Origin of the sequence: Streptomyces deccanensis (assembly GCF_022385335.1) — a bacterium.
GTDB lineage: Bacteria > Actinomycetota > Actinomycetes > Streptomycetales > Streptomycetaceae > Streptomyces > Streptomyces deccanensis.
Window position 1 is genome coordinate 465,952 of sequence record NZ_CP092431.1, and the last position, 13,036, is coordinate 478,987.

Genomic DNA, 13,036 nt, shown 5'->3' on the forward strand with positions numbered 1-13,036 from the left:
CGGTCGCGCTCGGACACGCGACTGCCGCACCGGTGTCGCTGTTTCTCACGGGCCCCACCCTATGCAGTCACCTGATCTTCCTACCGGGGTGGGTAGTTGACAGCTGAGCCCCAGCGCACGTCACTCGAAACGGTGCTCAGGAGGTGGCTGCCCCGCCTCGCGCCCCCGGGCCCCCGGGAGCGGGCCGCCCGCTGCCACGGGCGGGGACCGACCGGTCGGCACGGGCGGCGTCGCCGCCTCCCCCACCGGCCCACCGCTCGCGCACCCGGGCGAGGCTGAGACACTGCACGTCATGGCCTCCTTCACTCCCGCGCGCGCCCTGCTGATGCTGACCACCGGGCTGACCTGTCTGCTGATGGCGGGCGGCGCCCTCATCGGCGCGCTGATCGGCGGCGGGCCGGTCGCGCTGGGGGCGGCGGTGTGCGCCGGGCTGGTCGGCATGGTGGGCTCGCTCATCGTGCGGCGGCGGGCCATGGCGCACTTCGCCATGGCCCAGCGGCAGGCCGGGCAGCGGGGGTACGCGGAGGGCATCGCGCACGGCGTGCTCATCCATGTGACCGCCTACGAGGCCGCCGTCTTCCCCCGCACCGGGCCGGACGGTGTCAGCGCCGAGGAGCGCGAGGCCCGCCGCACCATCGCCTACCGCATGGCCGCCCTCGACGAGGTGCCCCAGCGGGTGCGCCTGGCCGCCGCGGACGCCCTCGCGCTCCTCGACAGGACGGACCGCGAGGGTGCCGAGGAGGCCCTGGCCCGTCTCGCCACGACCGTGCGGCTGGAGTACTCCCGCCTGTGAACCCCGCGGCCGCCCGGTCCGCTGGTCGCGCGGGGGCTCAGTGGCCGCTGATCGCGCGCGGGGTGTAGGGCCGCTCCAGTTCCTCGGTCTCCTTCTCCGTCAGGGTGACGTCCAGAGAGGCCACGGCGTCGGCGAGGTGGTGGGGCTTGGTGGCGCCGACGATGGGGGCGGTGACCGTGGGCCGGCTCAGCAGCCAGGCCAGGGCGACCTGCGCCCGGGGCACCCCGCGCTCACCGGCGATCCGGGTGACGGCGTCGACGATCTCCCGGTCGCCCTCCTGGTAGAGGGTCTTGCCGAAGTTGTCGGTCTCGGTGCGCGCGGTGACGGTGTCCCAGTCCCGGGTGAGGCGCCCGCGCGCGAGCGGGCTCCAGGGCAGCGTGGCCACGCTCTGGTCCTCGCACAGCGGGAGCATCTCGCGCTCCTCCTCGCGGTAGAGGAGGTTGTAGTGGTTCTGCATGGACACGAAACGGGTCCAGCCGTGCAGCCGGGCGGTGTGCTGCATCTTCGCGAACTGCCAGGCGTACATCGAACTCGCCCCGAGATAACGGGCCTTGCCCGCCTTCACCACGTCGTGCAGGGCCTCCATCGTCTCCTCGACCGGGGTGTGGGGGTCGAAGCGGTGGATCTGGTAGAGGTCCACGTAATCGGTGCCGAGGCGCCGCAGGCTGTTGTCGATCTCCGTCATGATCGCCTTGCGGGAGAGACCCCAGGCGTTGGGGCCCTGGTGCATGGCGCCGTTCACCTTGGTCGCGACGACGACCTCCTCGCGCCGCGCGAACTCCGCGAGCGCGCGGCCGACGATCTCCTCGCTGGTGCCGTCGGAGTAGACGTTCGCGGTGTCGAAGAAGTTGATCCCCGCGTCCAGCGCCTGCCGGATCAGCGGGCGTGACGCCTCCTCGTCCAGGGTCCATTCGTGCGTGCCTCGGTCGGGGAGGCCGAAACTCATGCATCCCACACAGATCCGGGACACGTCCAGACCCGTCGAGCCGAGCTTCACGTACTGCATCGTTGCAACTCCTGCCTGTGAGGGGTGGGCTGACAAGCGTACGAAAGAACGGATGTGCCGATCGGTCAGATCCGGTAGCGGCGCAGTGCCGGTGTGACCGTCGCCAGGAGCAGCACGGCGGCCATGACCAGCAGACCGCCGCCGGCGACGGCCGTACGGGTGCCGAAGGCGGCGCCGGCCGTGCCGTGCAGGACGTCGGCGAGGCGGGGCCCGCCGGCCACGACCACGGTGAACACGCCCTGCATCCGGCCGCGCATCTCGTCGGTCGCGGCGGAGAGCAGGATGGCTCCGCGGAAGACCATCGAGACCATGTCGGCGACTCCGGCGGCGACGAGGAACACCACGGCGAACCACAGGCTGGTGCTCAGCCCGAAGCCCGTGATGGCCGCGCCCCAGACCATGACGGCCGCGAGGACCATCAGCCCGTGCCGGTGGGAGCGGGAGAAGGTGCCCGACAGCAGGCCGCCGACGACGGCCCCGATGGGAATCGCGGCGAACAGCAGGCCGAGGGCCAGACCTTCGCCGTACGGCGCGTACGTGGTGGCGGCCAGCTGCGGGAAGAGGGCGCGGGGCATGCCCAGGACCATCGCGATGATGTCGGCGAGGAAGGACAGCAGCAGCACCTTGTGCAGGGCGATGTAGCGGAAGCCCGCGAGCACCTCCCGCAGGCCGGCCCGCTTCTTCGTGGTGTCGTCCAGGGGTGGCAGAGAGGGCAGCCGGTGTACGGCCCAGAGGGTGACGCAGAGGGCCAGCGCGTCGATGAGATACAGCTCGGCAAGGCCGATCACCGGGATGAGGGCGCCGGCGAGCAACGGTCCGGCCACCAGGCCGAGTTGCATCACGGTCGAGCCGAGCGCGGCGGCCGCCGGCAGTTCCTCGGCGGGGACGAGCCGGGCCACGGAGGCGTTGCGGGCCGGTGAGTTGAGGCCGAAGAACGCCTGTTGGAGGGCGAGCAGGGCCATCAGCGTCCACACGGACTCGAGGCCGGTGACGGCCTGCACCCAGAACAGCACCGAGGTGACGGCGATGCCGGTGTTGGTGACGAGCAGCAGCGTGCGGCGGTCGACGGTGTCGGCGACAGCGCCGCCCCAGAGCGCGAAGACGACCAAGGGCAGCAGGCCGGCGAGGCTCGCGTAGCCGACCCAGGCGGAGGAGCCGGTGATGTCGTAGATCTGTTTGGGGACGGCGACGGCGGTGAGCTGGCTGCCGACGGCGGTGACGATGGTCGAGGACCACAGGCGCCGGTAGGCCGGGCGGCGCAGCGGGCGGGTGTCCATCGCCCAGCGGCGCCAGCCCTCGCGGGCCGGCGCCGCCGGGTCGTCGTCCGGTGCGGTGTCGTCCTCCGGTGCGGTGTCGTCGCCGGCGCTGCTCTGGGTGGTGTCCACGGGCATCCTGATGCTCGATACATCTTTCGATACGGGCACCACTATCGCGGAGATCACCACCGCCGGGACAGGCGATTTCGCCGCCGTCTCACATGCTGTCGCCGGGACCCTCACACGCCGTGGGCCGCCCGCGCACGCTCATGTGGCGCCCGCGTCCGCCGCCGCTCAGGCTCCGGCGATCAGCATCCCGCCGAGGATGAGCATGGTCGCCGCGACCAGGCCGTCGAGGACCCGCCAGGCCGACGGGCGGGCCAGGAAGCGGCTGAGCAACCGGGCGCCGAAGCCCAGGGCGGCGAACCAACAGAGGCTGGCGAGACCGGCGCCGAGGCCGAAGGTCCACCGCAGGGGGCCGCGGTCGGAGGCGATGGAGCCGAGCAGGAACACGGTGTCCAGATAGACGTGCGGGTTGAGCCAGGTCAGCGCCAGACAGGTGAGGACGGCCCGGCGTCGTGAGCCGGCCGACCCGCTCTCCGCGCGCAACGCGTCGTCGCCCGGCCGCAGGGCACGGCGGGCGGCCAGGGCGCCGTAGACCAGGAGGAAGCCGCCGCCGACCAGGGCGACCGCCGTCAGCGCGCCGGGCCAGGCGACGACCACCGCGCCTACGCCGGCCACGCCGAGGGCGATCAGCACCGCGTCGGAGAGGGCGCAGATGGCGACGACCGGGAGCACGGCGTCGCGGTGCAGGCCTTGGCGGAGGACGAAGGCGTTCTGGGCTCCGATGGCGACGATGAGGGAGAGGCCGGTGCCGAAGCCGGCCGCGAGGGCTGTCATTTCGCTGAACACACCCACGACGCTAGGAAACACACCGCCATGCGTACAGCTAAAGATTCTTACGTATCATTAGCGCTCGTGATGTCTCAGCTTCCGCTCGATCTGGTGCGCACCCTGCTCGCCGTGGTGGACGAGGGCACGTTCGACGCGGCGGCCGGTGCCCTGCATGTGACGCCGTCGGCGGTCAGCCAGCGGGTCAAGGCGCTGGAGCAGCGGGTCGGCCGGGTCCTGCTGATCAGGGAGAAGCCGGTGCGGCCGACGGAGTCCGGTGAGGTGATCGTCCGGTTCGCGCGCCAGCTGGCCCGCCTCGAACACGACGCGCACGCCGCGCTCGGGATGACGGGTGCCGGGGAGGCCACGCGGGTGTCGATCGCGGTGAACGCCGACTCGCTGGCCACCTGGTTCCTGCCCGCCCTGACCCGGGTGCCGGAGGAAATGCGCCCCTGTTACGAGCTGCTCCGGGAGGACGAGCAGCACACGGCCCGGCTGCTGCGCGAGGGGCTCGTGATGGCGGCGGTCACCTCGGCGCCGGACGCCGTGGCGGGCTGCTCGGTCCGGCCGCTCGGCCGGATGAGGTACCGGCCCTGTGCCACGCCCGCCTTCGCCGAGCGGTGGCTCGGCCTCGGATCGGGCACGCCGCTGAAGGACCTGATCGCCGACGCGCCGGTGGTCTTCTTCGACCGGCGGGACGAGTTCCAGGACGTCTTCGTCCGACGGCTGACCCGGGGCCGCCCCGCCAGTGCCCGCCGGCACTACGTGCCGACCTCTGAGGGTTTCGTCGACGCCGTGGCCGCCGGCATGGGCTGGGGCATGGTGCCGGCCGCCCAGGCCGGACGGCTGCTCGCCGGCGGCCGGCTCGTCGACCTGGCGCCGGAGGAGTTCGTGGACGCCCAGTTGTTCTGGCAGCAGTGGAAGCTCGACTCCCCCGCGCTGACGGCGGTGGCGGAGGCGGTCGCCGCCGAGGCCGCCGAGACGCTGGATCCCTGAGCGCCGTCCTCAGGCGGCGTCGCGACTGGCGCCGTCCTCACCCGCCGTCCTCAGGCGTCACGACCGGCGCCGAACGGACCGTCCAGCGCCGCCCACTGGAGCAGCATGATGGTCTTGGCGTCGGCGATCTCGCCGCTGCGGATCATCTCCAGGGCCCGGCGGAAGGGCAGTTCGACGAGTTCGATGTCCTCGCCCTCCTCCTCCAGGCCGCCGCCCTCGTGGGTCCGGGTCGACGGGCCGTACGGGGCGGCGTAGAAGCTGACGCGTTCGGTGACCGACCCGGGGCTCATGTAGATGTCGAAGACGTGCTGGATCTCGCCGATGGTGTGGCCGGTCTCCTCGACGACCTCGCGCCGCACGGCGACCTCGGGGTGCTCGTCCTCCTCGTCGAGCAGGCCGCCCGGCGTCTCGACGAGCATCCCGTCGGGGTGGCCGTTGACGTACACCGGGTAGCGGAACTGCCGGGTGAGCAGCACGGTTTCGCGGTCGGTGTCGTAGAGCAGGACGGTGGCGCCGTTGCCGCGGTCGTGCGTCTCGCGCTCCTGCGTGCTCCAGGTGCCGTCGGCGTGCTGGAAGTCGAAGGTCGTCGTGCGCTCCACGTACCAGTGGCTGGAGAGCAGGCGGACGTCCCGCACCTTGACGCGGGGGTTGCCGGTCAGGTCGCGGCCGGTGCGATCGAGCCCGGTGCGGCCCCGGCGGTCCGGGATGTCGACACCGGCGGTCTTGTTGGTCATGCGTCCGCTTCTACCATTCCGGTCGAGACGTTGTCAGGCTCCTCAATTCGCTTGCCGCGCGCGTCGCTTGGCGGAACCGGGCAGTCCGGGACAGCATGCCCGTATGAAGAGCGATCTTTTCTCCAACGAGAACATGGTCCAGCCGGCGTACGCGCCGGGGATGAGCGTCCAGAACGCCAAGTCGATCAAGTACGCGGTCAACGGCGAGATGCTCGCCCGGCAGGGCGCGATGATCGCCTTCCGGGGCAATCTGCAGTTCGAACGCAAGGGCCAGGGCGTGGGCGGCATGCTCAAGCGCGCGGTCACCGGGGAGGGGCTGGCACTGATGGCGGTGCGCGGGCAGGGCGAGGCCTGGTTCGCGCACGAGGCGCAGAACTGTTTCATCGTCGACATCGAGCCGGGCGACGTGTTCACCGTCAACGGCCGCAACGTGCTCTGCTTCGACTCGACACTGTCGTACGAGATCAAGACGGTGAAGGGCGCCGGCATGACCGGTGGCGGCCTGTTCAACAGCGTCTTCACGGGGCAGGGGAAGCTGGGTCTCGTCTGCGACGGCAATCCGCTGGTCATCCCGGTCTCGCCGCAGATGCCCGTGTTCGTCGACACGGACGCGGTGGTGGGCTGGACGGCCCACCTCTCCACCTCGCTGCACCGCTCGCAGTCCTTCGGCTCGATGATCCGAGGCGGCTCCGGGGAGGCGGTGCAGCTGAAGCTGGAGGGTGAGGGCTTCGTGGTCGTACGGCCGAGCGAGGTGACCCCGCAGGCCCAGCAGCACTGAGCCGACGGACGAGGAGAGGGAGCGGGGGCGCCTGGGGTGCCTGGGGCGCCGACGCGGTCTCACGACCCGCACGGCCCGAGCGAACAGGTTTTCGAATCTGGAGGTACGGTGGAGGTATGGCCGCGCACCTCCAGGGCTCCCTCTTCGACCAGTCCGACGACGTCCGCCTCGGCCCCCTCGACGGCCTCCGCCGTCGTGAGCTGGGCGCTGGGGCGTGGGTCGACGTGCTGCCCGGGTGGCTCGGCGGCGCGGACGCGCTGTTCACCCGGCTCGCCGAGGACGTGCCGTGGAAGGCGGAGCGACGGCAGATGTACGAGCAGGTCGTGGACGTACCCCGCCTGCTCGCCTACTACGGCCCCGAGGACCCTCTCCCGCACCCCGTCCTGGACGAGGCACGGGACGCGCTGTCCGCGCACTACGGCGCCGAGCTGGGCGAGCCGTTCGCCACGGCGGGGCTCTGCTTCTACCGCGACGGCCGGGACAGTGTGGCCTGGCACGGCGACCGGATCGGGCGGGGCGCCCGGGAGGACACGATGGTGGCCATCCTGTCCGTGGGCGACCCCCGCGACCTCGCCCTGCGCCCCCACGGCGGCGGCGGGCAGACCCTGCGCTTCCCGCAGGGCCACGGCGATCTGATCGTGATGGGCGGCTCCTGCCAGCGCACCTGGGACCACGCGGTGCCCAAGTCGACGCGGGCGGTGGGGCCGCGCATCAGCATCCAGTTCCGGCCGCACGGCGTCGGCTGACGGCCCGCCCGGGGCCGTCAGCCGCCGGCTACTTCCGTCCGGCGAGGGCCCGCGACTGCGACGACCGGGCGAGCTTCGGGCCCAGCCAGCGCTTGAGACGGCGCAGGGCCTCCAGCCGGCCGACCGCGCGGTCGAGGCGGTAGTAGAGCTGCGGCGGCACGTACGGCAGCAGCGGGGAGTGCCGTTGGCCGAGGAGCGCGAACATCTGCTCCGGCGGCAGGTCGATGTACCGCTGGAGGTTCTCGTACCACTGGGCGCTGTACCGGGCCGCGCTCTGCAGCCGCAGGAGGTCGGACTTGCGCCGCCGTTCGTACGCGGCGAGCGCGGCCTCCGTGTCCGGGTGGGCGTCGAGGGCCTCGGCCAGGCAGATGGCGTCCTCCAGGGCGAGGGTGGTGCCCGCGCCGATGGAGTAGTGCGTGGTGTGGGCGGCGTCGCCGAGCAGGACCAGGTTGCCGTGGTGCCAGGAGCGGTTGGTCAGGGTGCGGAAAGTGAGCCATCGGGCGGTGCCGTCGTCCTGGTCCCGGCCCAGCAGGGGGTGACCGTCCAGGATGTCGGCGAAGAGCTTCTCCAGCAGGGCGAGGCCGTCGGCCTCGCCCATGCGGTCCAGGCCCAGGCCGCTCAGGGTCTTCGGTGAGCACTCGATGACACAGGTGCTCTGCTCGTCGCTGAACGGATAGGCGTAGGCCCAGATCCAGCCGTGGTCGGTCTCCTGGAAGGAGAACGTGAAGGCGTCGTGGACCTTGGTCGTGCCGAGCCAGATGTAGGCGTTGCGGCCGAGCGTGATGTCGCTGCCGAAGCGGTCGGCGTACCGCTCGCGCACCGCGCTGTTGACTCCGTCGCCGGCGATCACCAGGTCGGCGTCCGGCAGGGCGTCGGCCGCGATCTCGTCCTCGTACTCCACCCGGACACCGAGGGCGCGGGCCCGATCGGCGAGCAGTTCGAGCAGACGGCGCCTGCCGATGCCGAAGCCGTCGTCGCCGGGCTGGACGGTCCTGCGGTCCCGGACGTGCGCCACCCCGCTGTTCCAGGTGACGGAGTTCTCGCTGATGGCGAGGGCCGTCTCGGGGTCCTTCGCCCGGAGCACGTCCAGCAGTCCGGACCAGTAGGTGACGCCCCAGCCGTAGGTCGACCCGGCCGGGTTCCGTTCATGGACGGTGATGTCGTGGGACGGGTCCTGCCGCTTCATCAGGATCGAGAAGTACAGGCTTGCCGGTCCGCCGCCGACGCACGCGATCTTCACGCACACTCCCATTTCGCTGCGCAAAGCGATCAATTGACCACGAAGAGTAGCAGTGTGCGTGCGCTCCGGATTCACGCCACTTTGCGCGCGTGACGTCGGCCACGCACCTCATCTCCGCACCGCAAGATCATCGGCGACGCCCGCGCCACCGGGCGGAATATCTCCCTCCACCCTCACCCGCGAGGCCGTCACAGCAAGATCATCTTTGTTCAACCTTGCACGACATATACGTGATTGTCCTGATCACAGCCAACCGGTTTCCCGGGATTTCTCCCGCCCCACAGCAGGTCGATAGGTATGACGGGTCATCAATCACCCCTTTCCCAGGAGGTTTTCGCATGCCCGACATCACCCGACGCCACGCTCTCGGGGCCGCGGCGGCGCTCGCCGCGACCGTCGGAGCCCCGCTCACCGCGGCGGCCGCGGACGACCACGACAGCCACCAGGACCACGGCGGCCACGACGGTCACCAGGGCCTCCAGCCTTTCGACGAGGTCTACCGGGGCCGCCGGATACAGGGGCACGCGACCGAGGGCGGCGGCCACCATCACGGCGCGGGTTACGCGGTGTTCGTCGACGGGGCGGAGCTGCACGTGATGCGGAACGCCGACGGCAGCTGGATCAGCGTCGTCAGCCACTACTCCCCCGTACCGACCCCGCGCGCGGCCGCCCGCGCGGCGGTCGACGAACTCCAGGGCGCCCGACTCGTCCCCTTCAACTGACCCGCACCCGCCTCACGCGGGGCGCAGTACGCACCACGCACCACCGGAAACACCGCAAGGAGCCGCAGACCCATGACCATACGCAAGAACCAGGCGACCCTGACCGCCGAGGAGAAGCGGCGCTTCGTCGACGCGCTGATCGCGCTGAAGCGCTCCGGTCGCTACGACGAGTTCGTCACGACGCACAACGCCTTCATCCTCGGCGACACGGACAACGGCGAGCGCACCGGCCACCGTTCGCCGTCCTTCCTGCCCTGGCACCGCAGATTCCTGCTGGAGTTCGAACGGGCCCTGCAGTCCGTGGACTCCACGGTCGCGCTGCCCTACTGGGACTGGACGGCCGACCGCACGGTCCGCTCCTCCCTCTGGGCGCCGGACTTCCTGGGCGGCACCGGGCGCAGCCGCGACGGGCGGGTGATGGACGGGCCGTTCGCGGCGTCCACCGGGAACTGGCCGATCAACGTGCGCATCGACGGCCGCACCTATCTGCGACGCGCCCTCGGGAGCGCGGTGCGGCAGCTGCCGACCCGGGCCGAGGTGGACTCCGTGCTCGCCATGTCCACGTACGACATGGCGCCCTGGAACAGCGCCTCGGACGGTTTTCGCAATCACCTGGAGGGGTGGCGGGGCGTCAACCTCCACAACCGCGTGCATGTCTGGGTGGGGGGTCAGATGGGCACCGGGGTCTCCCCCAACGACCCGGTGTTCTGGCTGCACCACGCGTTCGTCGACAGACTGTGGGCCGACTGGCAGCGGCTGCACCCCAACTCGCCTTATGTACCGGCCGCCGGGACGCCGAACGTGGTCGACCTGAACGAGACCATGAAGCCGTGGGACGACACGACCCCGGCGGCGCTGCTGGACCACACCCCGCACTACACGTTCGACGCGGCCTGAGGACGTTATCCCCCGGGGACCTGGGTACTCGCGCCGGACGCGGCCGGGGCGACCCGGACGTGACCGCAACGAGAACCGATGTGAGGGAGACACCCGATGACCCAGATCGAGGAGTCCGTCGAGGTCCAGGTCCCCGTGCGGACCGCCTACAACCAGTGGACGCAGTTCGAGACGTTCCCCGAGTTCATGAGCGGGGTCGAGCGGATCGAGCAGCGGTCGGACACGCTCACGCACTGGGTGACCAAGGTGGACGGTGTGCAGCGGGAGTTCGACGCGGAGATCACCGAGCAGATCCCGGACGAGCGGGTCGCGTGGACGACCGTCTCCGGTGAGGCCCGGCAGGCCGGCGTGGTCACCTTCCACCACCTCGCCGAGGGGCGCACCAAGGTGATGCTGCAGATGGAGTTCCAGCCGGAGGGCACCGCCGAGAAGGTCGCCGACAAGCTGGGCGTGGTGAAGCGGCAGACCAAGGGCGACCTGGCGCGCTTCAAGAAGTTCATCGAGGAGCGCGGCCGGGAGACCGGGGAGTGGCGCGGCGCCGTCGTGTGACGCGCACGCCCTCCCGTGGCGTCCCGCCCGGCGGGTTACTCGGCCCCGGCGGTGGCCGCCGTGCGGCACTCCGGGTGGCCCCAGCCCTGGTCGTTCTTGGCGATGGGCTCACCCGCGGCGTACGGGCGGCCGCACAGGCAGCGGCCGGGGAACTTCGCCTTGATGGTGCGGGACGAGGACGCGGACGAGCCGGTACGGCCGCCGCCGGTCCTGCCCGGCTTCCCGGACTTCTTCGCCGGTGCGCGGCGAGCCGGGACCGTGTCGGGTGCGGCCGGCGGCTCCGGTGAGCCCAGCTCGGTGCCTGCGGGTTCCTGGACGGTGGCCGCCTGGCTCGCCGCGCGGTCGGCGAAGTCGTTGAGGCGGTCACCGTCGACCTGGTGGGCGGGGACGTAGCGGAACTCCACGGAGCGTCCGGCGAGCAACTCGTCGATACGGACCACGAGTTCCTGGTTGGCGACCGGCTTGCCGGCGGCCGTGCGCCAGCCGTTGCGCTTCCAGCCGGGCAGCCAGGTGGTGACCGCCTTCATCGCGTACTGGGAGTCCATCCGGATCTCGATCGGGACGGCCGGGTCGGTGGCCGCCAACAGCCGCTCCAGCGCGGTGAGTTCGGCGACGTTGTTGGTGGCCCTGCCCAGGGGCCCGGCCTCCCAGCGCGCGGGGATCTCATCGTCCTCGGCCACCACCCAGGCCCAGCCCGCAGGGCCGGGGTTTCCCTTGCAGGCCCCGTCACAGGCGGCCACAACACGTTCCGACATGCGCTCGATCATGCCATGCGCGCGTTGTCGTCCGGGCCCGCGCCGGTGTCCGCGCCCGTGTTCCGCGCCCGTGTTCCGCGCCCGCTCCGTCGGCGTCCCCTCAGTCGACGTCCTTGAGCTCCGGCATCTCGCCCTGCGTGTTGGTGACGTCGATGACCGAGAACGAGGCGCCCTGCGGGTCGCTGAGCGCGGCGAAGCGGCCGAAGGGGGTGTCCATCGGGCCGAAGCGCAGGACACCGCCCAGCTTGGTGGCCTTGGCGACCGCCTCGTCGCAGTCGGGGACGGTGAAGTACACGTTGATGTACGAGGGCACCTCGGGCGGGAAGTCCTCCGGCGTCATCTTCATCCGGCCGAGGAGCGGGTTCTGCCCCAGGTCGAAGACGCGGAAGTCCATGTGCGGGCTGTCAGGGTCCTCCATCTGCTTGGCGCGGTAGGAGAAGACGGCCGGGAAGAACGCGTCGGACTTCTCCGGCTCCCGGGTGAAGATCTCGGCCCACACGTACGCGCCGGGCACGCCCATCGCCTCGAAGCCCTGGTGGACGCCGGCCTGCCAGCCGCCGAAGACGACGCCGTCCGGGGAGCGGGCCAGCAGCATGGAGCCGAACTCGCCGACCCGCATCGGCTCCATCAGCACGTCGCCGCCGTTCTCACGGACCTTCGCGGCGGTGGCGTCGACGTCGGACGTGGCGAAGTACAGGCACCAGGCGGACTGGCCCTCCTGGCCGGGCATCGGCGGGACGACCGCGGCCACCGCCTTGCCGTCCGCGTACGCCTGGGTGTAGTTGCCGTACTCGGAGGACGACTCGCCGAAGGTCCAGCCCAGGACCTCGCCGTAGAAACTCTTGGCGCCCTCGACGTCGCTGAACATCGCGTCGACCCAACAGGGCGCTCCCTCGGGGTGTGCGGCCATGACTGCCACTCTCCTCGGTTCGACAGGTGGTTTCCCCGGTCTCACGCTAGCCAGGACGGGTCCCGGTCGCGCGCCGAAGGGGACGGACCGCGTGAAACCGGCATGAGTTCCGTGGGGCGGGGCCACGGCTGTGCGCCGTCTGATAATTTCAGCGGCGCTCGCACTCTCGTTCGCCTCGACTCGTGAGGTGCCGCCATGTCCGGCCGACCGTTCCGACGTACGGCGCTGCCGTGCGCCCGGAGCCGGACGGCCCGCCTGCTGCTCGTGGCCGCGCTGGCCCTGACCACCTTCCTGTTGTTCTGCGCGGGCTCGCCTCCCGGTGAGGCGCCCGAGCGGCGCCCGCAGGCGATCTCGGCGGGACCGGGGCAGGAACGGCCGGAGCAGGCACGGCCTGCGGAGGGACGGCCTGCGGAGGGACGGTCGGCGGAGGAACGGTCGGCGGAGGGCCGCTCGGTCACCGCGCCGACGGGTCATGTGGAGCGCGACCCCTGCGGTCACAGCCCCGGTGAGCACGACTGCCACTCCCCGGACCCCGCCGCGGTGCTGGGCCAGATGCCGCTGCCGGGCGCCGATCACACCGCCGCGCCCTGGCAGCCCGCGCCTGCCCATGCCGCGCCGGCGCCGTCCGGCGCTCGGGAGCCGGGGCGGGCCCGCCCTCCCGACCTCCACGAACTGCAGTTGCTCCGCGTCTAGGCCGACCACCGGCCGTGACGACACCACCTCAGACGACTCGCAGGACCGCCGTGCCCCGTGAGGGCAGGGC

General features: G+C 71.5%; 15 protein-coding genes. 8 read left to right on the forward strand and 7 right to left on the reverse strand.

The features are described from left to right. Positions 1-292 precede the first annotated feature (292 nt). On the forward strand, positions 293-793 hold the full coding sequence (locus tag L3078_RS02200; RefSeq protein WP_239750265.1) for a hypothetical protein: 501 nt from the start codon (positions 293-295) through the stop codon (positions 791-793). 37 nt (positions 794-830) lie between these two features. Here L3078_RS02200 and L3078_RS02205 read toward each other — a convergent pair whose 3' ends face one another. The 3 genes from L3078_RS02205 to L3078_RS02215 all read right to left on the reverse strand — a co-directional run bounded on the left by L3078_RS02205 (position 831) and on the right by L3078_RS02215 (position 3,955). Further along, positions 831-1,799, reverse strand: a complete 969-nt coding sequence (locus L3078_RS02205) for an aldo/keto reductase (protein WP_239750266.1) — start codon at positions 1,797-1,799, stop codon at positions 831-833. Between the two features lie 65 nt (positions 1,800-1,864). Continuing rightward, entirely contained in the window at positions 1,865-3,184 is a 1,320-nt protein-coding gene (locus L3078_RS02210; protein WP_239750267.1) for an MFS transporter, read from the reverse strand. A 165-nt stretch (positions 3,185-3,349) separates the two neighbouring features. Further along, positions 3,350-3,955 (reverse strand): LysE/ArgO family amino acid transporter, encoded by a 606-nt coding sequence (locus L3078_RS02215; protein ID WP_392311027.1) that lies wholly within the window; start codon positions 3,953-3,955, stop codon positions 3,350-3,352. A gap of 78 nt (positions 3,956-4,033) precedes the next feature. On the opposite strand from L3078_RS02215, the gene L3078_RS02220 reads away from it, so the two are divergent. Beyond that, positions 4,034-4,942 carry a LysR family transcriptional regulator ArgP gene (locus L3078_RS02220; protein ID WP_239750271.1) on the forward strand — a complete coding sequence of 303 codons (909 nt, stop codon included), beginning with the start codon at positions 4,034-4,036 and terminating at the stop codon, positions 4,940-4,942. A gap of 50 nt (positions 4,943-4,992) precedes the next feature. Here the strand turns inward: L3078_RS02220 and L3078_RS02225 are convergent, their stop codons facing one another. Continuing rightward, positions 4,993-5,676, reverse strand: a complete 684-nt coding sequence (locus L3078_RS02225) for an NUDIX domain-containing protein (protein ID WP_239750272.1) — start codon at positions 5,674-5,676, stop codon at positions 4,993-4,995. A gap of 103 nt (positions 5,677-5,779) precedes the next feature. Here L3078_RS02225 and L3078_RS02230 point away from each other — a divergent pair, with 103 nt between their 5' ends. After that, positions 5,780-6,454, forward strand: a complete 675-nt coding sequence (locus L3078_RS02230) for an AIM24 family protein (protein ID WP_239750273.1) — start codon at positions 5,780-5,782, stop codon at positions 6,452-6,454. 116 nt (positions 6,455-6,570) lie between these two features. Beyond that, positions 6,571-7,200: an alpha-ketoglutarate-dependent dioxygenase AlkB gene (locus L3078_RS02235; protein WP_239750274.1), complete on the forward strand. Its 630-nt coding sequence runs from the start codon at positions 6,571-6,573 to the stop codon at positions 7,198-7,200. Positions 7,201-7,228: 28 nt separating this feature from the next. Here L3078_RS02235 and L3078_RS02240 read toward each other — a convergent pair whose 3' ends face one another. Continuing rightward, positions 7,229-8,440 (reverse strand): FAD-dependent monooxygenase, encoded by a 1,212-nt coding sequence (locus L3078_RS02240; protein ID WP_239750276.1) that lies wholly within the window; start codon positions 8,438-8,440, stop codon positions 7,229-7,231. Positions 8,441-8,778: 338 nt separating this feature from the next. Here L3078_RS02240 and melC1 point away from each other — a divergent pair, with 338 nt between their 5' ends. The 3 genes from melC1 (at position 8,779) to L3078_RS02255 (ending at position 10,608) form a co-directional block, all read left to right on the forward strand. After that, on the forward strand, positions 8,779-9,162 hold the full coding sequence (melC1, locus tag L3078_RS02245) for an apotyrosinase chaperone MelC1 (protein WP_239750277.1): 384 nt from the start codon (positions 8,779-8,781) through the stop codon (positions 9,160-9,162). 72 nt (positions 9,163-9,234) lie between these two features. After that, positions 9,235-10,059, forward strand: a complete 825-nt coding sequence (gene melC2, locus L3078_RS02250) for a tyrosinase MelC2 (RefSeq protein ID WP_239750278.1) — start codon at positions 9,235-9,237, stop codon at positions 10,057-10,059. A gap of 96 nt (positions 10,060-10,155) precedes the next feature. Then, positions 10,156-10,608 (forward strand): SRPBCC family protein, encoded by a 453-nt coding sequence (locus L3078_RS02255; RefSeq protein ID WP_239750279.1) that lies wholly within the window; start codon positions 10,156-10,158, stop codon positions 10,606-10,608. Positions 10,609-10,643: 35 nt separating this feature from the next. On the opposite strand, the gene L3078_RS02260 is transcribed toward L3078_RS02255, so the two are convergent. Continuing rightward, on the reverse strand, positions 10,644-11,375 hold the full coding sequence (locus L3078_RS02260; protein WP_239750280.1) for a ribonuclease H family protein: 732 nt from the start codon (positions 11,373-11,375) through the stop codon (positions 10,644-10,646). An 88-nt stretch (positions 11,376-11,463) separates the two neighbouring features. Next, positions 11,464-12,273, reverse strand: coding sequence for a VOC family protein (locus L3078_RS02265; RefSeq protein ID WP_239750281.1), 810 nt, complete (start codon positions 12,271-12,273; stop codon positions 11,464-11,466). A gap of 195 nt (positions 12,274-12,468) precedes the next feature. Here L3078_RS02265 and L3078_RS02270 point away from each other — a divergent pair, with 195 nt between their 5' ends. Beyond that, on the forward strand, positions 12,469-12,966 hold the full coding sequence (locus L3078_RS02270) for a DUF6153 family protein (RefSeq protein WP_239750282.1): 498 nt from the start codon (positions 12,469-12,471) through the stop codon (positions 12,964-12,966). Positions 12,967-13,036 lie beyond the last annotated feature (70 nt).